The organism is Bathymodiolus japonicus methanotrophic gill symbiont (assembly GCF_019721995.1).
Classification (GTDB): Bacteria; Pseudomonadota; Gammaproteobacteria; order Methylococcales; family Methylomonadaceae; genus Methyloprofundus.
In genome coordinates this window covers 98,141-124,199 of the sequence record NZ_BLYC01000009.1, presented here as the reverse complement: position 1 = coordinate 124,199, position 26,059 = coordinate 98,141, and the positions used below count along the sequence as shown (strand labels likewise).

Annotated in this window: 30 protein-coding genes and 6 pseudogenes; 19 read left to right on the top strand and 17 right to left on the bottom strand. The window is 41.9% G+C overall.

Annotated elements, in window-relative coordinates:
* The first annotated feature begins 240 nt into the window (after positions 1-240).
* From K6984_RS14100 to K6984_RS14090, 3 genes are all read left to right on the top strand, one after another.
* Positions 241-708: a hypothetical protein gene (locus K6984_RS14100; protein ID WP_221896104.1), complete on the top strand. Its 468-nt coding sequence runs from the start codon at positions 241-243 to the stop codon at positions 706-708.
* Complete coding sequence (locus K6984_RS14095) at positions 705-944, top strand: hypothetical protein (protein WP_221896103.1); 240 nt, start codon at positions 705-707, stop codon at positions 942-944. Before K6984_RS14100 ends, K6984_RS14095 begins: the two co-directional genes overlap by 4 nt.
* Positions 945-1,374: 430 nt before the next feature.
* On the top strand, positions 1,375-1,620 hold the full coding sequence (locus K6984_RS14090) for a hypothetical protein (RefSeq protein ID WP_221896102.1): 246 nt from the start codon (positions 1,375-1,377) through the stop codon (positions 1,618-1,620).
* Between the two features lie 71 nt (positions 1,621-1,691).
* Here the strand turns inward: K6984_RS14090 and K6984_RS14085 are convergent, their stop codons facing one another.
* Complete coding sequence (locus tag K6984_RS14085; protein ID WP_221896101.1) at positions 1,692-2,303, bottom strand: DUF6444 domain-containing protein; 612 nt, start codon at positions 2,301-2,303, stop codon at positions 1,692-1,694.
* Positions 2,304-2,617: 314 nt separating this feature from the next.
* Here K6984_RS14085 and K6984_RS14080 point away from each other — a divergent pair, with 314 nt between their 5' ends.
* The 5 genes from K6984_RS14080 (at position 2,618) to K6984_RS14060 (ending at position 5,537) form a co-directional block, all read left to right on the top strand.
* Complete coding sequence (locus K6984_RS14080; RefSeq protein ID WP_221894617.1) at positions 2,618-2,815, top strand: hypothetical protein; 198 nt, start codon at positions 2,618-2,620, stop codon at positions 2,813-2,815.
* Between the two features lie 201 nt (positions 2,816-3,016).
* Positions 3,017-3,409 (top strand): helix-turn-helix domain-containing protein, encoded by a 393-nt coding sequence (locus K6984_RS14075; protein ID WP_221896100.1) that lies wholly within the window; start codon positions 3,017-3,019, stop codon positions 3,407-3,409.
* 41 nt (positions 3,410-3,450) lie between these two features.
* Complete coding sequence (locus K6984_RS14070; protein ID WP_221895925.1) at positions 3,451-4,323, top strand: transposase; 873 nt, start codon at positions 3,451-3,453, stop codon at positions 4,321-4,323.
* A gap of 109 nt (positions 4,324-4,432) precedes the next feature.
* Complete coding sequence (locus K6984_RS14065) at positions 4,433-4,795, top strand: hypothetical protein (RefSeq protein WP_221896099.1); 363 nt, start codon at positions 4,433-4,435, stop codon at positions 4,793-4,795.
* Between the two features lie 25 nt (positions 4,796-4,820).
* Positions 4,821-5,537: a hypothetical protein gene (locus K6984_RS14060; protein ID WP_221896098.1), complete on the top strand. Its 717-nt coding sequence runs from the start codon at positions 4,821-4,823 to the stop codon at positions 5,535-5,537.
* On the opposite strand, the gene K6984_RS14055 is transcribed toward K6984_RS14060, so the two are convergent.
* From K6984_RS14055 to K6984_RS14045, 4 genes and pseudogenes are all read right to left on the bottom strand, one after another.
* Positions 5,514-5,972 carry a hypothetical protein gene (locus K6984_RS14055; protein ID WP_221896097.1) on the bottom strand — a complete coding sequence of 153 codons (459 nt, stop codon included), beginning with the start codon at positions 5,970-5,972 and terminating at the stop codon, positions 5,514-5,516. The genes K6984_RS14060 and K6984_RS14055 overlap by 24 nt on opposite strands.
* Before the next feature lie 25 nt (positions 5,973-5,997).
* A pseudogene (locus tag K6984_RS14050) lies at positions 5,998-6,693 on the bottom strand (IS30 family transposase); the annotation flags it as partial.
* Between the two features lie 276 nt (positions 6,694-6,969).
* A pseudogene (locus K6984_RS36235) lies at positions 6,970-7,270 on the bottom strand (transposase); the annotation flags it as partial.
* A gap of 106 nt (positions 7,271-7,376) precedes the next feature.
* The gene (locus K6984_RS14045; protein WP_221896095.1) at positions 7,377-7,547 is read right to left on the bottom strand and encodes a hypothetical protein; all 171 of its coding nucleotides are present in this window, start codon (positions 7,545-7,547) and stop codon (positions 7,377-7,379) included.
* Between the two features lie 1,006 nt (positions 7,548-8,553).
* Here K6984_RS14045 and K6984_RS14040 point away from each other — a divergent pair.
* Entirely contained in the window at positions 8,554-10,437 is a 1,884-nt protein-coding gene (locus K6984_RS14040) for an IS1634 family transposase (protein ID WP_221896094.1), read from the top strand.
* A gap of 235 nt (positions 10,438-10,672) precedes the next feature.
* On the opposite strand, the gene K6984_RS14035 is transcribed toward K6984_RS14040, so the two are convergent.
* Entirely contained in the window at positions 10,673-10,885 is a 213-nt protein-coding gene (locus K6984_RS14035) for a hypothetical protein (protein ID WP_221896093.1), read from the bottom strand.
* An 822-nt stretch (positions 10,886-11,707) separates the two neighbouring features.
* Positions 11,708-12,046 (bottom strand): hypothetical protein, encoded by a 339-nt coding sequence (locus K6984_RS14030; protein ID WP_221896092.1) that lies wholly within the window; start codon positions 12,044-12,046, stop codon positions 11,708-11,710.
* A 12-nt stretch (positions 12,047-12,058) separates the two neighbouring features.
* Between K6984_RS14030 and K6984_RS14025 the strand changes: the two genes are divergently transcribed.
* Positions 12,059-12,196 carry a hypothetical protein gene (locus K6984_RS14025; RefSeq protein ID WP_221896091.1) on the top strand — a complete coding sequence of 46 codons (138 nt, stop codon included), beginning with the start codon at positions 12,059-12,061 and terminating at the stop codon, positions 12,194-12,196.
* A 514-nt stretch (positions 12,197-12,710) separates the two neighbouring features.
* Here the strand turns inward: K6984_RS14025 and argB are convergent.
* Positions 12,711-13,598 (bottom strand): acetylglutamate kinase, encoded by an 888-nt coding sequence (gene argB, locus K6984_RS14020; protein ID WP_221896090.1) that lies wholly within the window; start codon positions 13,596-13,598, stop codon positions 12,711-12,713.
* A gap of 148 nt (positions 13,599-13,746) precedes the next feature.
* Here argB and K6984_RS33545 point away from each other — a divergent pair, with 148 nt between their 5' ends.
* Positions 13,747-13,875, top strand: a complete 129-nt coding sequence (locus K6984_RS33545) for a hypothetical protein (protein WP_263458596.1) — start codon at positions 13,747-13,749, stop codon at positions 13,873-13,875.
* Positions 13,876-13,987: 112 nt separating this feature from the next.
* Here the strand turns inward: K6984_RS33545 and K6984_RS14015 are convergent, their stop codons facing one another.
* Complete coding sequence (locus tag K6984_RS14015) at positions 13,988-14,155, bottom strand: hypothetical protein (protein ID WP_221896089.1); 168 nt, start codon at positions 14,153-14,155, stop codon at positions 13,988-13,990.
* A gap of 314 nt (positions 14,156-14,469) precedes the next feature.
* On the opposite strand from K6984_RS14015, the pseudogene tnpC reads away from it, so the two are divergent.
* Positions 14,470-15,880, top strand: a pseudogene (gene tnpC, locus K6984_RS14010) (IS66 family transposase).
* Positions 15,881-15,912: 32 nt separating this feature from the next.
* Here the strand turns inward: tnpC and K6984_RS14005 are convergent.
* A pseudogene (locus K6984_RS14005) lies at positions 15,913-16,554 on the bottom strand (phosphohexomutase domain-containing protein); the annotation flags it as partial.
* 316 nt (positions 16,555-16,870) lie between these two features.
* On the opposite strand from K6984_RS14005, the gene K6984_RS14000 reads away from it, so the two are divergent.
* Complete coding sequence (locus K6984_RS14000) at positions 16,871-17,197, top strand: hypothetical protein (RefSeq protein ID WP_221896087.1); 327 nt, start codon at positions 16,871-16,873, stop codon at positions 17,195-17,197.
* Positions 17,198-17,334: 137 nt separating this feature from the next.
* Complete coding sequence (locus K6984_RS13995; RefSeq protein ID WP_221896086.1) at positions 17,335-18,030, top strand: transposase; 696 nt, start codon at positions 17,335-17,337, stop codon at positions 18,028-18,030.
* 108 nt (positions 18,031-18,138) lie between these two features.
* Here the strand turns inward: K6984_RS13995 and K6984_RS13990 are convergent, their stop codons facing one another.
* The 4 genes from K6984_RS13990 to coaBC all read right to left on the bottom strand — a co-directional run bounded on the left by K6984_RS13990 (position 18,139) and on the right by coaBC (position 21,265).
* Complete coding sequence (locus tag K6984_RS13990; protein WP_230988088.1) at positions 18,139-18,372, bottom strand: hypothetical protein; 234 nt, start codon at positions 18,370-18,372, stop codon at positions 18,139-18,141.
* 102 nt (positions 18,373-18,474) lie between these two features.
* Positions 18,475-19,518 (bottom strand): hypothetical protein, encoded by a 1,044-nt coding sequence (locus K6984_RS13985; RefSeq protein ID WP_221896085.1) that lies wholly within the window; start codon positions 19,516-19,518, stop codon positions 18,475-18,477.
* Positions 19,519-19,635: 117 nt separating this feature from the next.
* Positions 19,636-20,091: a dUTP diphosphatase gene (gene dut, locus K6984_RS13980; RefSeq protein WP_221896084.1), complete on the bottom strand. Its 456-nt coding sequence runs from the start codon at positions 20,089-20,091 to the stop codon at positions 19,636-19,638.
* A complete protein-coding gene (gene coaBC / locus K6984_RS13975) occupies positions 20,072-21,265 on the bottom strand; it encodes a bifunctional phosphopantothenoylcysteine decarboxylase/phosphopantothenate--cysteine ligase CoaBC (protein ID WP_230988087.1) in 1,194 nt (397 codons plus the stop codon). Before coaBC ends, dut begins: the two co-directional genes overlap by 20 nt.
* 107 nt (positions 21,266-21,372) lie before the next feature.
* Between coaBC and radC the strand changes: the two are divergent.
* Together radC and K6984_RS13965 are read left to right on the top strand one after the other, a co-directional pair.
* Positions 21,373-21,975, top strand: a pseudogene (radC, locus tag K6984_RS13970) (RadC family protein); the annotation flags it as partial.
* 205 nt (positions 21,976-22,180) lie between these two features.
* On the top strand, positions 22,181-22,258 hold the full coding sequence (locus tag K6984_RS13965) for a JAB domain-containing protein (RefSeq protein ID WP_420831672.1): 78 nt from the start codon (positions 22,181-22,183) through the stop codon (positions 22,256-22,258).
* 112 nt (positions 22,259-22,370) lie between these two features.
* Here K6984_RS13965 and K6984_RS13960 read toward each other — a convergent pair whose 3' ends face one another.
* Both K6984_RS13960 and K6984_RS13955 read right to left on the bottom strand, forming a co-directional pair.
* Positions 22,371-23,267: a phosphoribosylaminoimidazolesuccinocarboxamide synthase gene (locus K6984_RS13960; RefSeq protein ID WP_221896083.1), complete on the bottom strand. Its 897-nt coding sequence runs from the start codon at positions 23,265-23,267 to the stop codon at positions 22,371-22,373.
* 261 nt (positions 23,268-23,528) lie between these two features.
* A pseudogene (locus K6984_RS13955) lies at positions 23,529-24,034 on the bottom strand (hypothetical protein).
* Positions 24,035-24,409: 375 nt separating this feature from the next.
* On the opposite strand from K6984_RS13955, the gene K6984_RS33540 reads away from it, so the two are divergent.
* The 3 genes from K6984_RS33540 (at position 24,410) to K6984_RS13945 (ending at position 25,463) form a co-directional block, all read left to right on the top strand.
* A complete protein-coding gene (locus K6984_RS33540; protein ID WP_263458596.1) occupies positions 24,410-24,538 on the top strand; it encodes a hypothetical protein in 129 nt (42 codons plus the stop codon).
* Positions 24,539-24,565: 27 nt separating this feature from the next.
* Positions 24,566-24,730, top strand: a complete 165-nt coding sequence (locus K6984_RS13950; protein WP_221896082.1) for a hypothetical protein — start codon at positions 24,566-24,568, stop codon at positions 24,728-24,730.
* A 127-nt stretch (positions 24,731-24,857) separates the two neighbouring features.
* Positions 24,858-25,463, top strand: a complete 606-nt coding sequence (locus K6984_RS13945; protein WP_221896081.1) for a peroxiredoxin — start codon at positions 24,858-24,860, stop codon at positions 25,461-25,463.
* A 332-nt stretch (positions 25,464-25,795) separates the two neighbouring features.
* On the opposite strand, the gene K6984_RS13940 is transcribed toward K6984_RS13945, so the two are convergent.
* On the bottom strand, positions 25,796-26,038 hold the full coding sequence (locus K6984_RS13940) for a hypothetical protein (protein ID WP_221896080.1): 243 nt from the start codon (positions 26,036-26,038) through the stop codon (positions 25,796-25,798).
* Positions 26,039-26,059 lie beyond the last annotated feature (21 nt).

The following is a 26,059-nucleotide window of genomic DNA, read 5'->3' as shown; positions in this document are numbered from 1 at the left end:
CATGTTTATCATCAGTGTTCCCATTGAAAGAAGAAGTACCTAAACAAAGCAGCCTATAACCTACCTGAATGTAGCACCACTCGAATATTTCCATCTTTTTGATTTTAATCACTTATAACAGCAAATAGACACTCTGTAGGCACCGTAAAAAACAACAAATAATTTCAAATAAAGCTTGCAATTGCCGAAAAAATTTTCTAAAAATTTCCGTTTTAATCACCTCATAAACGGATATCACCCATGCTTAAAGACCTACCACTTTCTGAACATATTCACCAACACTGCAATGAAAGTATGGAACGTGCCCTGTTAGCAGAGCGTCATCCTTTGTGGGCTCGTTCATGCCCAGAGTTGAAGGATATCGACTTTATTCGCCTTGGGTTATTACGCTGTATCAGTGTAGTCGATAGTGGTCGCCATTTCCTCCAAACCAATGAACAGATTTATGGCCAGCTACTTCCCCACTCAACGTATTTTGAATCACTGAAGTCGCATAGACGAACAAGTATGCTTGAGGCATTTGAACAGCAGAGCTATCATCTTCACGCTGAAACACTGCTATCGCAAGGTATTGATTATCTTAAAGCATTCCCGGAACTTGACGAATACACCATAGAAGCAGTGGATGGACATTTTATTGATCATGCCTGCCATACTGAAAAAAACAGCAAGGGAAAGTTTATGCAGCCGGGGGGATTTACGCGTTGAATCTCAGAAGTGGGTTGCTCAGATTTCTTTGTCTGGTGACAAACGGAACTCAGAGGCATCAAGAAATACCTGTGTTACGAGATCATATTGAAAAGCAAAACAAGGGAAATAACAGCTCTCAGAAACATCTCTATGTCTACGATAAAGCCGTCACCGACTTTGTCTGGTGGGATCGGCAGAAACGACATGCTAATTGCATGATTTCAATGCTAAAACTCGATGTTCAAGTTTTTTAACTGATTGATTTTATTGATAATTTTACTGACAAAGAAAGCATCAACATCATTGTAAATCAATCACCTATAAAACAAAGCCGGAAAAATTTACTTTTCTTAGCCCAGTTATAGCTGAAAACTTGAACATCGAGTAAAAGAGAATTCAATTGCGACTCTGGTTGAGTCTATCCCTTTTGACTCCCGCCATGAGATCAATACAGGGGTTGAAGCATACAGTGTGTACGAAAACAAGGGCATCAAATTTAACGTGGTGGATTACCGTGATCCAGAAACCGGAAAACTTCCATCTTTTTGATTTTATCACTTATAACAGCAAATAGACACTCTGTAGGCACCGGAAAAAAACAACAAAAATTTCAAATAAAGCTTGCAATTGCCGAAAAAATTTTCTAAAAATTTCCGTTTTAATCACCTCATAAACGGATATCCCATGCTTAAAGACCTACCACTTTCTGAACATATTCACCAACACTGCAATGAAAGTATGGAACGTGCCCTGTTAGCAGAGCGTCATCCTTTGTGGGCTCGTTCATGCCCAGAGTTGAAGGATATCGACTTTATTCGCCTTGGGTTATTACGCTGTATCAGTGTAGTCGATAGTGGTCGCCATTTCCTCCAAACCATGAACAGATTTATGGCCAGCTACTTCCCCACTCAACGTATTTTGAATCACTGAAGTCGCATAGACGAACAAGTATGCTTGAGGCATTTGAACAGCAGAGCTATCATCTTCACGCTGAAACACTGCTATCGCAAGGTATTGATTATGCCTTCACTAATCGGCATACCTAATTGATCAGCGAAATACTCCTGTATTCGGTTGTAGGGCAATAACTGATATTGCGAAAGATAAACCACATGGGCTTTTATCCCATTACCATATTGCGCAGCCTTAGTAACCTCATCTGGAAAAGGAGCGATAAAACACTGACCTTTTCCATTTATCAACCGTTGCGCCTGGTATTCTGTCACTACCCTTGAGATATCAATATCGAATACCTGGCGTGTTTCAAAGCCATCTGCCGTGTATCGCCCTTTTGGCAAGGTACGGCGATCAATGGTAATGATCTCGATTTCATCCGGGTCATCTATTTTTTGAAGTGTCGTGCCGACATGCGATTTTTGTCCGCCAGAAGGCTTATCTGATTTTTTTCGATTCCCTTTTTTACGTTTGGGATCACTTGCAGGTGGTTTACTGCTATTTTTGCTGTTCAGTGTCACTCGATTGAGTAATACCGTGACTAATAATAGAATCACTTCCAGTGCTGATTTTAGCGCAGGCGATATATCACGCTCAGTTTCAAGTAACTGTTTGGCATGACTGATTGCGGAATCAACATCGATGAAGTCTATTTTCAAAGGGTAACCTGTATTGCTTTAAGGACAGGCTTATTATCTCATGGGTTTTAAATCCCGAATTTTCCTTGTTTTAAGCGATTGTAAGGCGAATAAAAAAGTTCTTCGAGGTCGTAGATGTTTAAGGGGACATTTTGTGATGACTATAGCGATAGAAGCAATAAAGCGTGGATTAATCGACTGTTGGGCAGTTTACTAAAAATCACAAAAACCAGACTAAAACCCTGTCAAGAACTTTTTTAATTATTCAGGCGCGCCATGCTACCTCACAACATTCTGGGACTCCTGTCACCAACATTCATTCGCCTACGCAGCGAATGGGAGATGCCCTGGTCGCCCTGCGTCCGTCTCAACTACTCAACTACGCACAAAACCCTGCTCAGTTAAGTCTACCTCAAATGGCTGGACGGCTATTCGGAATGCAATTCTTGCCTCCCTCGCGCGCTACTAGCGCACTTCGGATCAGCGAATTGCCCTGTCGCCTACCAGAGACTAAAAATCATCACTCCGCTTAGGCTCCGTTTCCCTGATTTTAAGCGTACGCTGAGTAGTTACCCCCTACTTAATTCCCCTTAGGCAATAGCATTTGAAACGAATGAAAAGACTGTTTTTTTTCATATATAGACTTTCAGAAAATTAATTTCCGAACAAACAAAAACGACAGAGGGGAAACTGGCTTATAATTTTCGTCCCAACACTAACGGAAACAGTCAAAAATGGTATCCCTCACTTTTTCAAAGTCAATTGTAGACCGACTAAAAAAAAATATGGCGACAGCTCTCAAGCTAAGTAATATTCGTTTATATCGATTAACTCAAGCTCTACTCTGGTTCAGTGAATGCATGGGAATCAAAGAAATAGCACGCCTAATGGGAGTCTGTGAAAAAACCATTATAAATTGGCTGAAAACATTCATGGATAAAGGTGTCGGTTGGTTAATAGGGCAACACTATCAAGGACGTGGTCGGAAGTCAAAGTTAACTAAAGACCAGAAAAATAAATTGGTTGAGTTGATAAAGAAAGGCCCAGAAGACAATGGATTTCATTGTGGAATATGGAATACTGCGATGATTGCCGAGCTTATTTGGTTAAAACTTGAAGTTCGTTAAAACTTGAAGTTCGTTATAACTTGAACTATTTATCAAGCCTAATGAAAAAACTGGGCTTCAGTTATCAAAAAGCTCGTTTTGTGACTGATCGCCAAGAAGAAGAAAAGTACGAGCTTGAAAGAAAAACGTGGCTGGAAGAAACATTGCCTGCCATTATGGAAAAGGCGGTAGAAGAAAAGAGTGTCGTTTTATTCGGTGATGAGGTGTCATTTGCTATGTGGGGTTCATTGGCACGAACCTGGGCTCCAATAGGAGAGCAACCCACAGTGAAAACATCAGGGATTCGAAAAGGGTTGAAAATGTTTGGTACGATCGAACTCGAAGGAGGGAGTTTTCAATACCGAGAATCATTGGCTTATGAGATAAAACCAAAGTCACTTAGACTTTTAAAAGAAGCTGGGCTGCCTCAAGAATTTTTAGCTATTCTTAAAAGCTTAAAAAATGAGAAATATCCAACACAGAAGCTTTTTATGGAAGCGATATATTCTATTGCCGACAACGTCTTAATCGAGAGTTATAAGCCAATGATATTACAACACGCTGAAACATCTGGGCGTTTTAATGGTGAAAGCTATGTTGAGTTTTTAACACAATTGCTGGCTTATTATAAAGGCAAGATTATTCTAATTGAAGATGGTGCCCCGTATCATGGAAGCGGTGTTATTAAGGAATTTAAGTTAGCTAATGTAGATCGTTTGACAGTAGAACGTCTCCCTGCGTTCTCGCCGGATTTTAATCCGATTGAGAAATTATGGAAAAATACGAAACGCGATTCGACTCATATGAAGTATTTTAAAACTTTTGAAGATCTTCATGATTCAGTTGTGCAAACTTTTAACACTTATATGCATGATGCCAGTAAAGTGATTTGTGTTATGCAAAAATTGCGGGAAGATTTCGTTGTTACCGCCTAAGTTTAAGCGCTCCAAATTTGGAAATTATTTATCTGAGAAACTATAGTTGTAGCATATTTTCAATTTTACCATAAATAATTATTGGGAAACTTCAGTTACTGAAGGTGTGTTGGCCTTTGATGAATCAGACCGAGCACGATCTAAGTCTACAAAACGTATTTATAAGGTTTACAAGCAGAAACACAAAGGCTCCGGCGGGTATGTTAATGGACAAACGATAGTATTATTGCTGCTAGTTACCTCATCCATTACAGTGCCTGTCGGTTTTTTCTTTTATATGCCGGATCCAGCCTTAAAGCAGTGGGATAAAGAAGATAAACGGTTGAAAAAGAGGGGTATAGCAAAAAAAGATCGGCCTATTAAGCCTGAACGTGACAGTGCCTACCCGACCAAAACAGAGATTGCATTAGGCTTATTAAAAGAGTTTAAAGTTGCGCATAGCCTGATTAAAATTAAAGGCGTACTGGCTTGATGCGCTGTATGGTGAAAAAGCCTTTATGGACGAAGCCGCTAAAGAATCTGGAGGCTCGCAGGTGATTAGCCAATTACGTAAAAACCAAAATATTGAATATAGAGGTAGAATAAGGTCAGTCGAGAGCTACTTTAATTCGATTAACAAAGGCATTGATCAGATAATACGCGTACGTGGCGGCAAAGAGATTAAAGTGACTGTCAGCAGTGCACGATTAAAGGTGAGTTCTCACAGTAAAAAACGCTTTGTCATTGCCTTAAAATATGACGGTGAAAACGACTATCGCTATTTAGTGGCGACAGACCTGACTTGGCGCACACAAGATATTATTCAAGCCTATACGTTGAGATGGCTGATTGAGGTTTTCTTTGAGGACTGGAAGCTTTATGAAGGATGGGGGCGTGAGGCCAAACAATTAGATGAAGAGGGATCAAGCCGTGGCCTGATTCTGAGTCTTTTGTTTGACCATTGCCTTCTCCTTCACCCAGAGCAAATAGCCCACATTGAAAGCAAACTACCTGCGTATACCGTAGGAAGCTTACAGCGCAAGTCTCAAATGGATGTACTGCTTGAGTTCATCACGTCATTGCTAGAGTTTCCAGATCCTGGTGATAAGCTGAAAGAGTTAGGTGAATTAATAAAGGATGTGTTTCAACTGATGCCATCAGGAAAACATATGATTGGCAGAGATTTAGGGCGCTTAGAGCCAACACCATCATTAAAGTATTGTTCTGCTGGGTGAAGGTAAGAGTTTGATGGCAATGGGATGGAAAAACTTGAACATCGAGTTATAGAAGTTAACATTTGTAAAGGTGCTGTTTTCCAGATTATAATTTTTGTATTCTTTATTTCGCAGGTTAAGATAATCCTTCTTAGACTTACCTTCGATGTATTGGTTAGGGACATTCAGCTGACTATATCGAATAATTGTTTTTATTGTAGTGGTAGCTATATTTGCTTTGTTTGTTGCATTTTTTCTGTCTTCCTTTTCTGCCATAGCTGATAGGTCTTTTTCTCCTAAGGAAGAGTCGCTAAGGCTTGAGAAGTGTTGGCGAATCTGTAATAGGAAAGGTAATGCTTCATTATCATAGACGGCTAAAGAACGAATGCGTTGCTCAATAACTGCCTGCGTATCTTTTTTCTCAGGTGAGATAATAGAAGAAAAAATTTTTACCATGTGTTTTAAATGTTCTGTCCTGAATTCAAGTCATAAGTACATAACCCAATAAATTTTTCATATCTATCCCAGTCAGCTCTTCAAATACCTCATAAGGTGTTTTGTAATTGAGACACTTTTTAGGGCGACTATTTAGCTTATCAACGGCTATAAAAACCTCTTTTATCGTAACATCAATCAACTCCATTACTTTAGGGAAATACTGTCTTAATAAGCCATTAGCATTCTCATTTTGCCCTCTTTCCCAAGAGCTGTAGGGAGTCGCAAAATACGTATCACAGCCTAGTGCTTCTGCTATTTTTTCATGCAGGGTAAACTCTTTCCCGTTATCAAAAGTAATTGTTTTAACAAAGCTTTTTATAGGATCAAGCATTAAAATAGTTGCGTCTAATACATATTGAGCCTTTTTCCCCGCTAAAGGGAAGGTCAACCGTAATTTAGAGACTCGCTCATCCAACGTTACAATCGCCCCTTTGTGATTTTTCCCAATGATTGTATCTGCCTCCCAATCACCTATACGCTTACGGTTGTTGACCTCTTCAGGACGCTCATCTATATCGACTCTATTAGGGATTCCTGTCCTATTATGGGCTGACCCATACCGCTTGCGATAGGTTTTGTTCTGATGCCGAAGATGCTTGTATAGTTCACCCCCTGCCTTTTTGTCCGCCAGAATATGCTGGTAGATTGTTTCATGATGAAGACTAATTATACCTTCGCTGAAAATCATGGAAACGGAGCTTAGCGAAGTGGTGATTTTTAGTCCCTGATAGGCGACAGGGCAATTCGCTGATTCGACGTGTGCTAGCAGCACGCGAGAGGAGCAAGAATTGCATTCCGAATAGCCGTCCAGCCAGTGAGGTAGTAATGACGAAGCGGCTTTTGTGCGTAGTCGTTGCGGACGCAGGGCGTTCAGGGCATCTCCCATCCGCTGCGTAGGTGAACGAATTATGGCGACAGGAGTCCCGGAATTTCGTGAGGTAGCATGGCGCGCCTGCTTGTTTTAACCGCCCTGCAATCTGCTCAGGACTCCGGTCATCCTCAATGCGAACATTAACAATGCCTTTTATTTCATCCGTTAATTTAACCTCTTTAGGCTTGTTTTTGTGTCGTTCTTGGGCAAAATCTTCTGCTTGTTTATGCCTGTAGCCTCTTTGACCTGTATTGCGTTTAATCTCGCGTGAAATATTGCTTTGGCTTCGTTCTAAGGCTTCTGCTATTTTATTCTGTGAAGTTCCCTTTTTTAATTCAATTTCTATATAATATCTTTCTTCAGGACATAGGTGTGTATAGCTCATTTGTAGCCTCTGTAAATTGTTTGGTAGCTGTTTACTTTACACCTATGTCTTGTCTTAATTCAACAGGTGTTAGTCTAGCCAATACTTGCAGAGGGTTATGCACTTATTATACGAATTCAGGTGTTTCCATTTCCCCGTCAGCAATTTTTATAGCGTTTTCTTGTTGGGCGTCGGCAATTAATTTGGCATTTTTCTGCTGCCCGATGGCAAGTTTTTCAGCACTAGCGACTTGCTGATTATTAATTGAAATGGTTGCAAATATACTAACAGCGGCCACTGTTAATGGAAGTAAAAATGTGGAGCAGAATAAGAAAGACTTAGATTTTTTTCTTCATGCTCATGCGCTTTGTTTAGAAATGCTGCGTAATCTCTTAGCGTTTCGCGATCCAATATTAAAGTACGTCGGTCATTTCCCTTGCGGCGAGCCTGTTTAGTTCTTTTATTATTTCCTACTGAATGAATCTTATTTGCTTGCCTTCTATCGGTAGAGGGTAAGCGCCTATCTTTTGCGGCTATGCGTCTTTCAATAAGTGGAAAATACATCTTTATCTCCTCAAAAATGCGTGCAGTTATTGTTATGCAGTCAACTTACTTTGTATCGCTAGGGCTGGATAAAAGTCTGATATGTATTGATAAAAATGAATTTGATACCAACAAATAGCCTGAAGTGTCAACATTATTCCGGACACAAGGTTTCACAGTTTATGCTGAATGTCGCAAGCGAGCTAATAGCCAGGCCGGAAGGGTTAAAGTGCCGTATGACTCTCTTAGATCCAACTAATAAGTAGGCTTCAGAGTTAAATCAGCTATAAATTATGTGAACTTCATCACAGATAATAGCTTAGTTCACTGTTAGGTATCAGTCAAATAATGCTATGAACTCTTAACAGCTGGATTGATGGCTTTGAGACAAGGCAGTCAGCAGGACATCGGAAGTTACATTTTCATAGCTAGTTTTTTAAACTTAATCTATTTCGTACAGCCCCTGGATTAGTTTGAATAGAAATTAAGCTTGCGGATAAAGGCATGGGCGCCACCCTCAGTATCCTTGGTATTCATTTGAAAAGCGATGGCGGTAAGAGGAGGAATTTTATCTTTTTTAAACTGCTTAACCTATCTTCGTCACTTTTATCTCTTCAAGTCATTGATTTATAATTCGCATTAAAAATTCATCGTAAAAATCCCTTTAGAATCAATGGTGTTTTTTTTTGAGGGTCTCTGTAGTGCCATCTTAACTTGCTCTGACCCTTGATTTTCCCTGATTTTTCACCGATGCTAATGGTATGTATATTCGAAGAACCAAAACAAAAAGCCTTGAAGACGGCTCAGCTTATTTCACTTACCGCATTGTAGAATCTGTGCGTATAGGAAAACAAGTCAAGCAACGTACATTGCTCAATATAGGTGCGGACTTTACGATTGATAAAAAGTACTGGCCCTTGCTGACGGCCAGAATCGAACAATTACAGCAAGGTTTGGAACCACATCAGGAAGAGCTATTCAATTTAGCCGATGATTTAAATCAACTTCTGGAAGCAACAGCCCAGCGCTATAGCTCACTGATGACTGCAAAACTGTCACAACCGCTAGATTCAAAAACAACAACGCGAGATTTTCATCATGTCGATATTAATCATGTCGAAGCCATTAATGCCCGTAGTATTGGTGTTGAAACCCTGGCACTGCATGCCGCACAGCAGTTACAGCTAGACGAAAAACTCATGGCGCTGGGCTTTAATAAAGTAGATACGGCGACGGCCCTGGGCACTATCATAGGACGTATGGTTTCACCCGGCAGTGAACTGCAAACACATGACTGGTTGCAAAATCGAACAGGCCTGGGCGAATTACTGGGTCATGACTACGGTAACACCAGCCTGACGCGATTATATGCAGTCAGTGACAAGCTACTCAAACATCAGGCAACTCTTGAATATTTTCTGGCTGACCGAGAGCAGACGTTGTTCAATTTAAACCGCAAGATTGTATTGTACGATCTGACCAATACTTATTTTGAAGGCCAGTGCGCCCGAAACCCGAAAGCGAAATTCGGTCGCTCTAAAGAGAAACGCACTGATTGCCCGTTGGTTACTCTGGGGCTGGTTCTGGATGGTGACGGCTTTCCATTGAGTAGTCAGGTTTTTCCCGGCAACGCCAGTGAGCCCGCGACCTTGAAACTGATGCTTGACGAACTGCGAGACAAGGATCCCTTTCATCAAATAAAGCCGGTGGTTATCATGGATGCCGGCATTGCCAGCGCTGACAATATTGCCTGGTTAATCGAACAAGATTATCATTATCTCGTTGTCAGTCGAGAACAACATGTAAAAAACCCAAGAGATCAGAAAACTCCGGTAGCGGTCAGGGATACCCGGGACAGCAATGTTGTTGTTTATCGTGAAGTTGATCAAGAAACCGGGGAAACCCGACTCTATTGTCATTCAGAACAAAAAGCAAAAAAAGAACAAGGTATCCGTAATCGCTTCCATGCTCGTCTGGAAGAGGCCCTGGAAAAACTGCACACAGGTCTGAGCAAAAAAGGCACCCTTAAAAAATACGACAAAATACTGGAACGTATCGGACGACTACGTGAAAAACATAGCCGTGTTGCTGCAGATTACACCATTAACGTTATCGCGGATGACAAAAAAAACAAAGCCATCGGTATAGAATGGCAACGTAAACCTGAAAGTGACCAAAAAGATAAGCACTGTGGTGTTTACTGCCTAAGAACGAATATCCCTGACTGGTCGGAAGAACAGTTATGGCTAACCTATACCATGCTGACTGAGATTGAAGCGACCTTTAGAAGCCTGAAAACCGAGCTAGGCTTGCGCCCTGTCTATCACAAAAAAGAAGAGCGGGTTACCGGACACCTATTCATCACATTATTAGCTTACCACCTGGTACATGTACTGCGTTATCAACTTAGATTGCAGGACATCCATCTAAGCTGGGAAAGCATTCGCAACAGGATGTCGACCCAGCAACGCATGACCATTACTTTACCCACGGATAACGATACAATCATTCACCTGCGAACCACAAGCAAAGCAGAAACCAGACAAAAACAAATATACACTGCGTTGAATATTAACCCCGACCCGATTGGAAAAGTTAAAACGATCGTTGATATGAAACCTGTAGTGCCAACTGGGGCCGATTGAAAAATTTAACTCATTGAAATAATGGGAAATTGACTGTATATGTCACGAAGATAGGTTAAGGTACCTTGGGTCAACTTTGATTGTTGACTTAATAGGCTTTTTCGAGCCTGTAGTGGTTGCTGCACAGATATAACGTCCGCCTTTCTTATACTCGATGTTCAAGTTTTTTAACTGATTGATTTTATTGATAATTTTACTGACAAAGAAAGCATCAACATCATTGTAAATCAATCACTTATAAAACAAAGCCGGAAAAATTTACTTTTCTTAGCCCAGTTATAGCTGAAAACTTGAACATCGAGTTATAGAGTTTTCCGGTATATACTTTGCCGGGTGTTTCTTTAAGACCGATAAACGGGCTTAGAAAATAAGGCGCTGAATTTATGCCGAAGGGTAAGCCGCTGCTGATTTTTTCCGTACCGAAGAAAAACATCAGCGCAATAGGCACCCGGTTATTGCCACTTTCCCAGTTTGCACCTGTCGGTTGTCTAATAACTCCCCACTCTATCTCAATAGCGGTGATATTTTGCAGATAATTTTCTGGCGCTAATTTTAAGCCAAAAAGTGCGGTTTTTTGTTGTGTCGTCGCAAAATTTAACTGCTTGTCTTTGAAAGTAACGTCAATATCATCGGCATCGAGTTTGAAAATATAGCCTTTTTTTTCCAGCCAGGGCAGCGCATCTGCATCAGGCTGACTGGAAAAATCTATACTATATACCAGGGTTTTTTCAGCACTACAGATATTGGAAATACTAAGTAACTGAAGTTTTCCAATAATTATTTATGGTAAAATTGAGACTATGCTACAACTATATGAAAAAATAGTCTTTTCATTCGTTTCAAATGCTATTGCCTAAGGGGAATTAAGTAGGGGTTTGCTATAAACATGGCAAAACCACCTAAAATAAACCTCGATACACCAGCATTGCGTATTTCAGCTACTCAATAATTGGGAAACTTCAGCTAAGTAATGCGCACAGAGTTAAAGCGCGAAATAGCCAGCTTATCTGGCCTGATCTATTGTTCGTTGTCTGCATGGCATTCACCATAGGTAATATGTCCAGCGCCGGTGGTAATAGATGAACTATATAATTGACCATTATTCAGGTCGATAACCGCATTCCATGAACGATAGGTATTATCGACCCCATGCCCTATACCGTGTAAATAGATCAAGTCATTCGCTTAAAATCAGGGAAACGGAGCCTAAGCGGAGTGATGATTTTTAGTCCCTGGTAGGCGACAGGGCAATTCGCTGATCCGAAGTGCGCTAGTAGCGCGCGAGGGAGGCAAGAATTGCATCCCGAATAGCCGTCCAGCCATTTGAGGTAGTCTTAACTGAGCAGGGTTTTGTGCGTAGTTGAGACGGACGCAGGGCGACCAGGGCATCTCCCATTCGCTGCGTAGGCGAATGAATGTTGGTGACAGGAGTCCCAGAATGTTGTGAGGTAGCATGGCGCGCCTGTTCTTCTTCCGCCGCTGTCAGCCCCGGACGGGCTGATAGTCTCCAGAAGGCGCAGGGAAATTTGCCAATCCGAAGTGCGCGATAGCGCGCGAGGGAGGCTAAAATTTTATCCCGAATAGCCGTAGAGCCATTTGTGGTAGCCATGACTGAGCTGCTTTGTGCTCAGTCTGTGGCGGACGCAGGGCGGCTGGAGCATCTCCTATTCGCTGCGTAGGTGAACGAATTACGGCGACAGGAGTCCCGGAATTTCGTGAGGTAGCATGGCGCGCCTGTACTGAATCAATCTCAGAGTAAGAGAGAATTTTTGTTGCAGAAAATGATTTAACTTTGCGTTCTGCAAGATTGATTGAGATCTGCACCTCTCCAAATGAGCGGATAATCGGGATCGTCATGCACGATTGTTCATCGGGCTCGCAACGAAACAATTTTGTTGGTATGCTGGTGTAATGCTGCGGCTTTCGCGTAGATTCTATTGCACAGCCAGATAAGCTAATTAGTAGAGCCGTGAGAATGGAAAAGAATATTATTATCTTCAGTTTTCTCATCAGTGTTGGCCATCAAGAATATTAAAATTTAAAACTGTGAAAAACCTTATGATTACAATTATCCTTGAAAAATCAGTTGCTCACGGTTTCTAGCACTAGCTCTTGATTCCATAGCACTTCCAGAAAATACCCTATTAACCTAGGGGTGAATCTAAGATTTTTTGAAAGCACTGTGAAACCAATATATTGCACTATAATTCCGCGCTCAACTGATTTTTCTAGGATTATGCTTAGAATTATGCTAACAGATGAATAAGCCAAGCTTAATTAATCAATAAGGTGCCAACTCCCTGGTCGGTAAATAGCTCCAGCAATACCGCGTGTTGAACCCGGCCATCAATAATATGCACACTGTTTACGCCACCTTTCAGGGCATCCGTTCCACACCGTGTTTTCGGAATCATACCTCCAGAAATCGTACCATCTGCAATTAACAAATCAATATCCTCAAGAGTTAAACCGGTGAGTAAATTATTCTGCTTGTCTAAAATACCTGGAATATTAGTCAGTAACATTAATTTTTCAGCATTTAATACCTCGGCAACTTTACCTGCAACCAGATCCGCATTGATATTATAAGAGCGTGCATCATCACCTACACCTATCGGGGCAATGACCGGGATAAAGTCACTTTGGCTAAGCATTTCCACGACGGAAGGGTCTATCGAGATGACTTCTCCAACATGACCTATATCAATGATTTCAGAAGCTCCAGATGCTTTATTAAATTGCTGCATGTCTATCTTTCGGGCGCGGATGAAATCACCGTCTTTACCCGTTAAGCCGACTGCTTTTCCGCCGGCCATATTAATCAGATTGACAATATCTTTATTGACCTGACCACCCAATACCATTTCGACAATATCCATGGTTTCACTGTTGGTAACTCGCATGCCATTAACAAATTCGGTATCAATATTCAGACGCCCAAGTAAATTTCCTATTTGCGGACCGCCACCATGCACAACTATAGGGTTAATGCCGACCAGCTTCATCAATACGATGTCCTGTGCAAAGCAGGCCTTCAGGTTTTCATCGATCATGGCATTTCCGCCATATTTGATAACAACGGTTTTGCCCTTAAACTTCTGGATATAAGGTAAGGACTCTATCAGGACATGGGCGATGCCCTTAGCAGTTTTTTCTTTCATGGAATAGTCAGGTTTTGGTATCAAAATACACCTAATAAACAGGAGTAAACAAGCTTTAGCTTTTTTCTAGTAACAGTAGTGGCTAAAGCTATTGTACTCCTTATGTCTACAATGCAGTAAGTTAAAAAGGTTTGGGGAGTCGCTATTTTTGCGAAAGCTTGTTTTGGGCATCCCAGCCCAAGCAAGCAGCAAAAACTTAACGCGACCACTTATGCCTCCGGCGGCCCCGATTCGTCCTCGTCACCTCGTCCCGACCCAACAAGGGGTCGGAACATAGGCTCCAAATGACTTGACGCCGTGTCGGATGGCCTTTTATTTTGTCTCCACCTTCGCTAACGCTCAGACTCCGAAAAAACAACGGCCCTACGGCTATCGCGGACTAAAAATCTTCACTTCGCTAAAGCTCCGTTTCTAGGATTTTCAGCGGTAGCGCGCGAGGGAGGCAAGAATTGCATTCCGAATAGCCGTCCAGCCATTTGAGGTAGACTTAACTGAGCAGGGTTTTGTGCGTAGTTGAGTAGTTGAGGCGGACGCAGGGCGACCAGGGCATCTCCCATTCGCTGCGTAGGCGAATGAATGTTGGTGACAGGAGTCCCAGAATGTTGTGAGGTAGCATGGCGCGCCTGAATAATTAAAAAAGTTCTTGACAGGGTTTTAGTCTGGTTTTTGTGATTTTTAGTAAACTGCCCAACAGTCGATTAATCCACGCTTTATTGCTTCTATCGCTATAGTCATCACAAAATGTCCCCTTAAACATCTACGACCTCGAAGAACTTTTTTATTCGCCTTACAATCGCTTAAAACAAGGAAAATTCGGGATTTAAAACCCATGAGATAATAAGCCTGTCCTTAAAGCAATACAGGTTACCCTTTGAAAATAGACTTCATCGATGTTGATTCCGCAATCAGTCATGCCAAACAGTTACTTGAAACTGAGCGTGATATATCGCCTGCGCTAAAATCAGCACTGGAAGTGATTCTATTATTAGTCACGGTATTACTCAATGGAGTGACACTGAACAGCAAAAATAGCAGTAAACCACCTGCAAGTGATCCCAAACCGTAAAAAAGGGAATCGAAAAAAATCAGATAAGCCTTCTGGCGGACAAAAATCGCATGTCGGCACGACACTTCAAAAAATAGATGACCCGGATGAAATCGAGATCATTACCATTGATCGCCGTACCTTGCCAAAAGGGCGATACACGGCAGATGGCTTTGAAACACGCCAGGTATTCGATATTGATATCTCAAGGGTAGTGACAGAATACCAGGCGCAACGGTTGATAAATGGAAAAGGTCAGTGTTTTATCGCTCCTTTTCCAGATGAGGTTACTAAGGCTGCGCAATATGGTAATGGGATAAAAGCCCATGTGGTTTATCTTTCGCAATATCAGTTATTGCCCTACAACCGAATACAGGAGTATTTCGCTGATCAATTAGGTATGCCGATTAGTGAAGGCTCTATCTATAATTTCAATGAACTGGCCTATGAGAAGTTGGCTGGGTTTGAAACTATCAGTAAAGAACACTTAGTCGAATCAGCGTGCATTCATGCGGATGAAACAGGCATTAATATTAATGGTAAGCGCCATTGGCTACATGGGGCCTCCAATGTTCAGTGGACACACTTCTTTCCCCATGCCAAACGTGGCACAGAGGCAATGAATGACATTGGTATTTTACCCCATTTTCATGGGATTTTATGTCATGATCATTGGAAGCCCTACTATAAATATGATTGTACTCATTCGCTTTGTAATGCACATCATTTGAGGGAATTAACGCGCGCCTGGGAGCAGGATAAACAGGAGTGGGCGCTTGAAATGAAACGACTACTTGAAAAAATGAATGATGCCGTCAATGAAGCAGGTGGCATGCTACTACATAAAGAAGCAGAAAAATGGAAGGTAGAATACAGAGAATTACTTGGCAAAGCGGAGATCGAATGCCCACCACCCGATAAGCCTAAAGAAGTAAAACGGGAGCGAATAAAACGCAGTAAAGCTAGAAACTTACTGGAAAGGCTGATTAATTATGAAGAGGATGTCTTGCGCTTCATGACAAATACCTGGGTGCCATTTACCAATAATGCCGCAGAAAATTCGATTCGGATGGCCAAGGTTCAACAGAAAATATCCGGCTGCTTTCGTAGTACCAAGGGTGCAGAGATATTTTGTCGTGTCAGAGGGTATTTATCAACGTGCCGTAAACAAGGTCTAAGTGCAACTCAGGCAATGACCTTGGTCTTTGAGGGAAAGTTACCTGAATTTGCTTTATAATTTCATTGAACTACTCAGCTTCGCTGAGTAGTTACGTCTATGCTTAATTCCGGTGTATTAGGGCTATCAGGAAATTCGGCAAAAACCATGGCACTGGTGCGTGTTTCTGTCGCCAGTATTTCAACTAGCCGTGCTGCAGAATATAAGCCATCATCAAAGCCAAACCAGCGGTCATTAAAAAACAGATGACCACTCATTTCTCCTGCAAAAATAGCGTTATTTTCCTTAAGCTTGGCTTTCATCAGCGAGTGCCCGGTTTTCCAGATAGTGGGTGTGCCGCCATTTCTTATTATTTGCGCTGGTAAATTACGGCTACACTTTACATCATAGATAATTTCAGCTCCGGGTTTTTTAGCCAGAATAAATTTGCTAAACAGCATCATTTGCCGATCTGGCCAAATAATTTTTCCATAGCTATCCACGACACCCAGTCGGTCTCGATCTCCATCAAAAGCAAGTCCCACATCGGCCTGATGCTTTTCAACTGCTGCAATTAAATCAACCAGGTTTTTAGGATTACTCGGATCGGGGTGGTGATTTGGAAAAGTACCATCTATGTTGCAAAACAACTCAACCACTTCACAGCCCAGGGTTCTAAATAATATTGGCGCTATTTTACCGGCAACACCATTGCCTGCATCGATCACTACTTTTAAGCCGCGGGCAAGTTTAATACTGAAGTTTCCCAATTATTGAGTAGCTGAAATACACAATGCTGGTGTATCGAGGTTTATTTTAGGTGGTTTTGCCATGTTTATCATCAGTGTTCCCATTGAAAGAAGAAGTACCTAAACAAAGCAGCCTATAACCTACCTGAAGGTAGCACCACTCGAATATTTCCATCTTTTTGATTTTAATCACTTATAACAGCAAATAGACACTCTGTAGGCACCGTAAAGAAACAACAAATAATTTCAAATAAAGCTTGCAATTGCCGAAAAAATTTTCTAAAAATTTCCGTTTTAATCACCTCATAAACGGATATCACCCATGCTTAAAGACCTACCACTCTCTGAACATATTCACCAACACTGCAATGAAAGTATGGAACGTGCCCTGTTAGCAGAGCGTCATCCTTTGTGGGCTCGTTCATGCCCAGAGTTGAAGGATATCGACTTTATTCGCCTTGGGTTATTACGCTGTATCAGTGTAGTCGATAGTGGTCGCCATTTCCTCCAAACCAATGAACAGATTTATGGCCAGCGGCTTCCCCACTCAACGTATTTTAAATCACTGAAGTCGCATAGACGAACAAGTATGCTTGAGGCATTTGAACAGCAGAGCTATCATCTTCACGCTGAAACACTGCTATCGTAAGGCATTGATTATCTTAAAGCATTCCCGGAACTTGACGAATACACCATAGAAGCAGCGGATGGACATTTTATTGATCATGCCTGCCATACTGAAAAAAACAGCAAGGGAAAGTTTATGCAGCCGGGGGGATTTACGCGTTGAATCTCAGAAGTGGGTTTCTCAGATTTCTTTGTCTGGTGACAAACGGAACTCAGAGACATCAAGAAATACCTGTGTTACGAGATCATATTGAAAAGCAAAACAAGGGAAATAACAGCTCTCAGAAACATCTCTATGTCTACGATAAAGCCGTCACCGACTTTGTCTGGTGGGATCGGCAGAAACGACATGCTAATTACATGATTTCAATGCTAAAAGAAAATTCAATTGCGACTCTGGTTGAGTCTATCCCTTTTGACTCCCGCCATGAGATCAATACAGGGGTTGAAGCATACAGTGTGTACGAAAACAAGGGCATCAAATTTAACGTGGTGGATTACCGTGATCCAGAAACCGGAAAACTTCACCGGTTTGTGACAACCTTGCCAATGACTATTAACCATGGAACCATTGCCATGCTGTATTTCAAGCGATGGACGATTGAAAAGACATTCAATAACACTAAAAGTAATTTCAAGGAAACTAAAGCTTGGTCTTCCAATACCCGCTCACTTGAAAATCAAATGCGCCTGACTGCAATGAGCTATAATTTAATGCGCGTGTTTGAAGAGATTTCAAAAACACAACTGCCAGAATTGATTCATCCATCGGATAAAAAATATAGCGAGGCTCTGGAGATAAGGCAGCAACAGGCTCAAAAACGAGATCGTTTTGTGAATCCATTATTTTTCTAGGCAAGAATATCTCGTATCAGCTCGTATACCATTCGGGCAGTTCAAAACGCAATAATAACAGGAATGTCTTTACAGTGCTTTATGAGCTCTCTTGTGGCGAGGTTAGTTTCACGGCCTCAATTGATAGGGGAGCACTGATGCATCTGCCAGAACCTTACTAAAGTCTGGGCTGGATATGCGACCATCTTTGGCAGTAACAAGAGTTTTAATGCCTTTATCTACTGCTTCGCTGCCTAGAGCCCGGCCTATATCGTAGATAATCTCTGTAGTCAGCGTTTTATCAACGATACCGCGGATATCATAAGCGCGAAAAATAACATCCGTTGGACTGGATTTTTTCACTGCAACGGCTTGTTCGGTTTTGGGCAGAGGGCTTAAAGTCGGTTCAATTTTAGTGTTTGTGCAGGGCTTTTTATGGGTAAATTCAGGTAGCGAAATGATGGCTTAGGCCTCTTCGCCTTGCACATCCTTTACTTCAATTCCGACTAGTTGCGTGTCAAGAAAAGGCGTATCGGTTTCCTGAGTGTGGATCTCAAATGCTTTTGGGGTATTCGTGCCGGCGATGTCGTTTTCTCGCTTAAACTGAATAATGGAAGAAATAAAACTGCCCATCACTTTCAACTTAACCGGGTAGTTACCATTTGCATGTCCTAGTAATAAATCCTTAGTAGCTTGCAGAATAGAGTGCTGGTCGGTAATTAATAATGAGCGTAATTTTCTATAGCCTAGATAGCAAGTAAGAGCTGAAATAATAGCGGCAAAAAATATAATTCCCGGAACGGTGTACGCGAGCGTTAAATCAAGGCTGTCCTGATACCAATACGAGATAGTCCAGGCAGTATTTTTTACTTTGAATTCGTGATGCCTTGCTGATGATTTTAGAGCCGCTTTGCCATGAGAAAATAGCACGACATTGGCCTGCTTCAGTTCGATATAAGTCTGCTCATCGGTGAGTATTTTAAAATTTTGTTGCAGATCTTGAAAATCGACACTTGCCAGAATTACCGTAATAACCTGTCCATCCTGCTCGATACCATGGGTAATTGCCAAGTGACTATTTTCGCCCTGCTCGCCTTGAATTAAAGGGTGTTGCGGCTTTTGAAAAGTATTTTTTACCAGGTCTAAATCCGCATAGCCCATATGCGGGGTAATTGAATTATCCGGTTTATTGTCGGAGGGTAGCAATAATCTGAAGGCCATTGCATCCGGCAAATAGGCGCTCATCTGTTGCACCTGGACTTTAGCGCGTGGCAGATCCGATCGATTCAATGTATTAACAATCTCGGGTGATTGAGCTATATTACGTAGGGTTTCGCTTAATAACTGAGTGCGGGTAGATATGCTTTGTGCAATGCCTTTTACTAATCCATTTAAGGCGGTAGCTTTTATCTGATCATCGTGGGCTTGTGCGAGATAGAAAACACCAGCGCCGGTCAGTGTCGTTATTAGAATAACGGCTATGGCGATAAAAGAAAAAATACGTCCCATATATACTGATACCTGTAGTTTAAGCTAGTGCAGCATTCATTGACTGCTATGTTCCGCAGATAATAAATGTATTTGCCTCTTCTACTTCCTGCTCCTAGTGGATGAATTAAACGTTTGTTAATGACGCCCCGTATGCCCAAAGCCGCCAGCGCCACGCTCTGATTGCTCAAATTCAGTAACTATTTCAAAGTCAGCCTGTACTACTGGTACAAATACCATCTGGGCAATCCGTTCGGCTATTTTAATGGTAAACGCTTGCTGTCTTCGATTCCAGCAGGAGACAAATACCTGACCCTGGTAATCAGAGTCAATCAGTCCGACCAGGTTGCCGAGTACGATACCATGCTTATGTCCTAGACCAGAGCGTGGTAATAAAACTGCTGCAAGCTGAGGGTCATCGATATGCAGGGCGATACCAGTGGGAATTAGTATTGTTTCGCCTGGCTGTAGAAGCGTATCGGCCTGCAGACAGGCACGCAAATCAAAGCCTGCAGAGCCATTAGTCGCATAAGCGGGCATAGGAATTTCATTACCCAGACGTGCGTCCAGTATTTTAAGCTGTATTTTTTGCATGTAATCTCTCGGCAATTAAAGTCAATAGCTGACTGGCAAGCTGTGGTTTATCCGTCATAGCGAGTGTTTTCTGGCCGTTTTGCCAATACACTTGTAATGCATTATGATCAGAGTCAAAGCCCCCTTCTGCCAGGCCGACCCAGTTAGCAGCAATCATATCCAGGTTTTTACGCTTTAACTTGGTTTTGGCGTAGTGCTTCAGATCCTGGGTTTCTGCAGCAAAGCCAACGCTAAATGGCGGATTGTCTAAATTAGCTACACTGGCAACGATATCTTTGGTTTTGACTAAGTTTAGTTCAGTTTGCTCATTTTGTTTTTTGATTTTTTCCGGCTGTACATTTTCTGGGGTGTAATCCGCGACGGCAGCAGCGGCAATCATAATATCTTGTCCGATAATATGCTGCATGACAGCGTTATACATATCGGCGGCGCTCTCTATTAAAATGGTATTAACATGCCTTGGCGCCGAAAGTGCAACCGGGCCACTGATCAGAGTAACTTGTGCACCGAGACGTTGTGCCTGCTCTGCCAATGCATAACCCATTTTTCCAGAGCTGTGATTACTAATATAGCGTACTGGGTCTAATCGTTCACGGGTGGGGCCTGCTGTAATCAGGACGTTTTTTCCTTGTAAAAGGGCAGGAGCACTCTGTGCCATTATATGTTGCAAAATGGCTTGCGGCTCTCTCATGCGCCCGGGACCTACATCCCCACAGGCTTGACTACCTTGGTCTGGGCCAATAAATATCACGCCATGGCTGCTTAAGCGCTGAATATTTTCCTGCGTTGCAGGTTTGAGCCACATTGCCTGGTTCATTGCGGGGGCTATATAAACCGGACATGTAACTGCAAGATATAAAGTGCTTAATAAATCATCTGCCAGCCCATGGCTGAACTTCGCCATGCTGTTTGCTGTTGCTGGGGCAATTAATAGCAGATCTGCCCAGCGTGCCAGATTGATATGTCCCATGGCATTTTCCTGATCCGCGTCCAGCAACTGAGTGTGCACGGGGTGAGCAGATAGGGCCTGAAAAGTCAGCGGGCTAATAAACTGGGTCGCAGATGCGCTCATAACGACTCTGACATCATAGTTATGCTGGGTTAATAGCCTAAGCAATTCGGCTGACTTATATGCGGCAATACCACCAGTGATACCTAAGAGGATGCGCTTCAATGAGAAATACCCTGAAATATTTAAAGTTGGTATTATGGCAAGACTTGGGTTTTTCTTCTATGCTTAAATCAATAAATTAACGTTGTTGCAGTAAATGTATTCAATGTATGGGAATTAAAGACTGGCCTGCCGATCAGCAGTCTAGAGAAAAATTATTGGCTCATGGCACTAAAGAATTAACCGACGCGGAACTATTGGCGATATTCCTGCTTACTGGGAGTCCGGGAAAATCAGCGGTAGATTTAGCGCAGGATTTATTACTTGAATTTACCTCCTTGCGCGCCTTGATGCAGGCCGACTGTGCCACTTTTACTCAGGCTAAAGGGCTGGGTAATGCAAAATATGCACAATTGCAGGCAGTATTGGAAATGGCGCGAAGGCATACTTTTGAAGAGCTGGATCATGGCGATGTATTAACCAGCCCAGAAGCGACGGGTGCTTATCTAAGTAATCAGTTAAGGCATTATCCGCATGAAGTGTTTGCCTGCCTGTTTTTAGACAATCAGCACCATATCCTGAAATTTGAGGAATTGTTCAGCGGGACAATTGATGGTGCCAGTGTCTATCCCCGTGAAGTCGTCAAAAAAGCCCTGCAGCATAATGCCGCCGCAGTAATTTTTGCGCATAATCACCCGTCCTGAATTTCCGAACCTAGTCAGGCTGACCAGATGATTACGGCTAAATTAAAAGATGCTTTAGCATTAATGGACTGAAGTTTCCCAATTATTGAGTAGCTGAAATACACAATGCTGGTGTATCGAGGTTTATTTTAGGTGGTTTTGCCATGTTTATAGCAAACCCCTACTTAATTCCCCTTAGGCAATAGCATTTGAAACGAATGAAAAGACTATTTTTTCATATAGTTGTAGCATAGTTTCAATTTTACCATAAATAATTATTGGGAAACTTCAGTTAATGGATATACGCGTACTGGATCATTTTATTATTGGTGATGGTATGCCGTATTCATTCGCAGAGCATGGATTATTGTAGGGCGGTATAACGTAGCGTTTTCCGCCCTTTATGCAGCATTGAGTTGTATTAGATGGAGTCTAACGCATTTAATCGTTCGGATTACTGCCGGAAAACGTTACGCTATTCCAGCCTACGCGCTAGCGGTTAATTTAAGCTCTGCTTCATGGTATTTCTGGCTACTGATTGCGGCAATCTCATCCGGTAATTTAGGTCCTGGTGCAGTTTTATCCCAGTCTAATGTTTCTAAATAATCACGGATAAACTGCTTGTCAAAGCTGGGTGGGCTGATACCTGGCCGGTATTGATCTGCAGGCCAGAAACGTGAGGAGTCAGGGGTTAATGCCTCATCTATTAAATAAAGAGTGCCTTTATCATCCAGGCCAAATTCAAATTTGGTATCTGCAATAATAATGCCGCGCTGTTTTGCGTATGCAGCAGCAGTGGTATAAAGCTCTAGGCTAATATCCCGTACTTGTGTTGCTAATGCTTCGCCTAATAAGTGGATGGTTGCTGCAAAAGATATATTTTCATCATGATCACCAACCGCTGCTTTGGTTGATGGTGTATAAATTGCAGCAGGTAATTGTTCTGCCTGTTGTAGTCCTGGGGCTAGTTTAATACCACAGACACTGCCAGTTTGCTGATAGTCTTTCCAGCCAGAGCCAATTAAATAGCCGCGTACTATCGCTTCTACCGGAAGTGGCTGCAATTTTTTGACAATAATGGCGCGACCCTCGATTTGTGCACGCTCATTTGCATCGGGAACAACGTCCTCTAATTTAAGGTCAGTCAAATGATTGGGAATAATACCCTGCATTTTGTTAAACCAGAAATTAGATACCGATGTCAGAACCCGACCTTTGCCTGGAATGGGGTCAGGTAAAACCACGTCAAATGCCGATAAACGATCAGTAGTGACGATTAGCAGGTGATGCTTGTCTACATCATAAATATCACGCACTTTTCCGCGCGCACGTAATTTAAGATTAGAGATAGACGATTCAAATAAAGCCGCAGGTGCATGCATATTGATCTGATGGGATTAAATAAAAGAATGCGCACTATTTTATATGATTATCCGGTTTGCAGCTAAAAAATGCGCTTTTCTGGCTTGCCTGATAGACAGGCATCGGCCTATTACAGGTATGGGGTGTGTCGTGATCTAACTTACGTTAGGTGAAACAGCCTAGTGTGGAGAGGGGCGCTTGAATTCAGCGAAAGCTTAGTCAAGTCAGGCGATTTAATTTTTACTGCTATGCGCCGGGCAGAAGTGACAGTACACTGGGTATTAAGCAACAAAACAGAATAAGCTTTCATATAAGCGCTTTTTTTTCCAGCCAGCAAACTGACTATCATCAAAAGGCAGGTCATTATCAATGGCATATTCATAACAGCTTCTGAATAAACGCGCGGTTCTAAAAGCATGTAACTCGTCATCAGGGCTAATAGTGTTGACATTGCCAACCTGAAAAGTTTTATTTTTAGCTTTGCCGTCACAAACCCAGAAAACGGTGTAGCACAGATAGCTTTTATCTTTTCTACGGTCGAACTTAATGGTTCTGGAGACGCCGGTTAATCCGGTTGTGGTTTTATTCTTGGCTTTAAAAAACGGGGCTTGCTACCTTTTAAAACAATTAACATTTGATCACGCCACGCAATAGCAGCTTTTATGGATTTTCCCTTGCCACCCCAGAGCTTATGTGAAAAATATCGGCTATTTTCTTTACCGCGTCTTACAATTCGAACCTGAAACCCCAAAGGATCCGGCTCGGTAATATGTTTCTGCTTTATCATAATAAGCTGAAGTTTCCCAATAATTATTTATGGTAAAATTGAAACTATGCTACAACTATATGAAAAAAATAGTCTTTTCATTCGTTTCAAATGCTATTGCCTAAGGGGAATTAAGTAGGGGTTTGCTATAAACATGGCAAAACCACCTAAAATAAACCTCGATACACCAGCATTGTGTATTTCAGCTACTCAATAATTGGGAAACTTCAGATAATAAGTTCACCTAGCGCAATTAAGTTACTTTGTCGATAAATCATGTTGTAGTGTTTCCTTGTTGTATCTGGTTTATTTCTACGGTATTTATCGGTAAAGACAGCTATCCTTTGCTGTCATAAAAATTGTCACATGGCGATTATCTTCGGGGAGTCGCTATTTTTGCGAAAGCTTGTTTTGGGCATCCCAGCCCAAGCAAGCAGCAAAAACTTAACGCGACCACTTATGCCTCCGGCGGCCCCGATTCGTCCTCGTCACCTCGTCCCGACCCAACAAGGGGTCGGAACATAGGCTCCAAATGACTTGACGCCGTGTCGGATGGCCTTTTATTTTGTCTCCACCTTCGCTAACGCTCAGACTCCGACAAAACAACGGCCCTACGGCTATCGCGGACTAAAAATCTTCACTTCGCTAAAGCTCCGTTTCCAGGATTTTCAGCGAATGTTTCCAGATAAAAATAAGAAAGGGCTTGCTGTTTTGTGAGCGACTCCGAGAATTTTTTTCTGTTTTGTGAAATACCTAGCATTTTAGTGTAGAATTTCACAATCCCACTTTAAGAGTGGGCATGATTTTTGAACATATTCACGAGCATTAAACTTAGGAGAAACACATGAGTGTATTAGTAGGTAAGCAAGCACCAGATTTTACGGTTCCTGCTGTTTTAGGTAACGGCGAAATTGTTGACTCTTTCAGTTTTTCTGAAGCAACACAGGGTAAATATGCGGTTGTGGTGTTTTATCCATTAGACTTCACGTTCGTTTGCCCTAGCGAATTAATCGCACTGGATCATAGAATGGACGAATTTACGAGTCGCGGGGTAGAAGTGATTGCGGTTTCAATTGACTCGCATTTTACGCATAATGCATGGCGTAATACACCGATCAATGACGGTGGTATTGGCCAGGTTCGTTACACAATGGCAGCGGATATGGCACATTCAATTGTTAAAGATTACGATGTAGAATGTGATGCACCTGCGGTAGCTTATCGAGGTAGTTTTTTAATTGATAAAGAAGGGTTGGTTCGTCATCAAGTTGTTAACGACTTACCTTTAGGACGTAATATTGATGAAATGTTGCGCATGGTTGATGCGCTGCAATTCCATGAAGAGCATGGTGAAGTTTGCCCCGCAGGCTGGAGCAAAGGTGATGCAGGTATGGACGCATCGCCAGCGGGTGTTGCTTCATATCTAAGTGAAAATTCAGACAAACTATAAATCAGTTTATAGTAAATAACTGAAGTTTCCCAATTATTGAGTAGCTGAAATACACAATGCTGGTGTATCGAGGTTTATTTTAGGTGGTTTTGCCATGTTTATAGCAAACCCCTACTTAATTCCCCTTAGGCAATAGCATTTGAAACGAATGAAAAGACTATTTTTTTTCATATAGTTGTAGCATAGTTTCAATTTTACCATAAATAATTATTGGGAAACTTCAGTAAATAATAAAGCGGGCTATTTTTTATAGCCCGCTTTTTTTGTGCCAGCAAGATACTCATAGTAAGCAAAAAAAGAATTAAGCTGGTATGTTCTTTGACAGAAACCACCTAAGTGCTTTTGGTTTTAGTCAGCATTTTTAATAGCTGTCCACGTGTAAAGTAAACGCCGATACAGGCAAGTACGATAGAAATAAGCGTTTCGCCTATCACTGTCATGGAAATGGCAAAGCCCAGGGTAAATCCAATAAAGCCTATTAAGGCCCATTTAAAGCCATTTTCCCCGTGACGCTTGCCGGTCTGGAAAAAGATGATGACGGTGGCAATTGCCGCTAGCTTAATTAAAATTAACATTTTCAATTCCTAATTTTTGTC

Coding starts and splice junctions, on each gene's coding strand:
- K6984_RS14060 (WP_221896098.1), top strand. CDS start 4,821: ATGGACGAAGCCGCTAAAGAATCTGGAGGCTCGCAGGTGATTAGCCAA.
- argB (WP_221896090.1), bottom strand. CDS start 13,598: ATGAAAGAAAAAACTGCTAAGGGCATCGCCCATGTCCTGATAGAGTCC.
- K6984_RS13960 (WP_221896083.1), bottom strand. CDS start 23,267: ATGCATGCACCTGCGGCTTTATTTGAATCGTCTATCTCTAATCTTAAA.
- K6984_RS14090 (WP_221896102.1), top strand. CDS start 1,375: ATGCTTAAAGACCTACCACTTTCTGAACATATTCACCAACACTGCAAT.
- K6984_RS13965 (WP_420831672.1), top strand. CDS start 22,181: ATGGATATACGCGTACTGGATCATTTTATTATTGGTGATGGTATGCCG.
- K6984_RS14040 (WP_221896094.1), top strand. CDS start 8,554: ATGTATATTCGAAGAACCAAAACAAAAAGCCTTGAAGACGGCTCAGCT.
- K6984_RS13985 (WP_221896085.1), bottom strand. CDS start 19,518: ATGGGACGTATTTTTTCTTTTATCGCCATAGCCGTTATTCTAATAACG.
- K6984_RS13950 (WP_221896082.1), top strand. CDS start 24,566: ATGGCCTTTTATTTTGTCTCCACCTTCGCTAACGCTCAGACTCCGACA.
- K6984_RS14080 (WP_221894617.1), top strand. CDS start 2,618: ATGGGAGATGCCCTGGTCGCCCTGCGTCCGTCTCAACTACTCAACTAC.
- K6984_RS14000 (WP_221896087.1), top strand. CDS start 16,871: ATGCTTAAAGACCTACCACTCTCTGAACATATTCACCAACACTGCAAT.
- K6984_RS14030 (WP_221896092.1), bottom strand. CDS start 12,046: ATGGCTACCACAAATGGCTCTACGGCTATTCGGGATAAAATTTTAGCC.
- K6984_RS13940 (WP_221896080.1), bottom strand. CDS start 26,038: ATGTTAATTTTAATTAAGCTAGCGGCAATTGCCACCGTCATCATCTTT.
- K6984_RS14055 (WP_221896097.1), bottom strand. CDS start 5,972: ATGGTAAAAATTTTTTCTTCTATTATCTCACCTGAGAAAAAAGATACG.
- K6984_RS14070 (WP_221895925.1), top strand. CDS start 3,451: ATGAAAAAACTGGGCTTCAGTTATCAAAAAGCTCGTTTTGTGACTGAT.
- K6984_RS14015 (WP_221896089.1), bottom strand. CDS start 14,155: ATGGGAGATGCCCTGGTCGCCCTGCGTCCGCCTCAACTACTCAACTAC.
- K6984_RS14100 (WP_221896104.1), top strand. CDS start 241: ATGCTTAAAGACCTACCACTTTCTGAACATATTCACCAACACTGCAAT.
- K6984_RS13945 (WP_221896081.1), top strand. CDS start 24,858: ATGAGTGTATTAGTAGGTAAGCAAGCACCAGATTTTACGGTTCCTGCT.
- dut (WP_221896084.1), bottom strand. CDS start 20,091: ATGCAAAAAATACAGCTTAAAATACTGGACGCACGTCTGGGTAATGAA.
- K6984_RS14075 (WP_221896100.1), top strand. CDS start 3,017: ATGGTATCCCTCACTTTTTCAAAGTCAATTGTAGACCGACTAAAAAAA.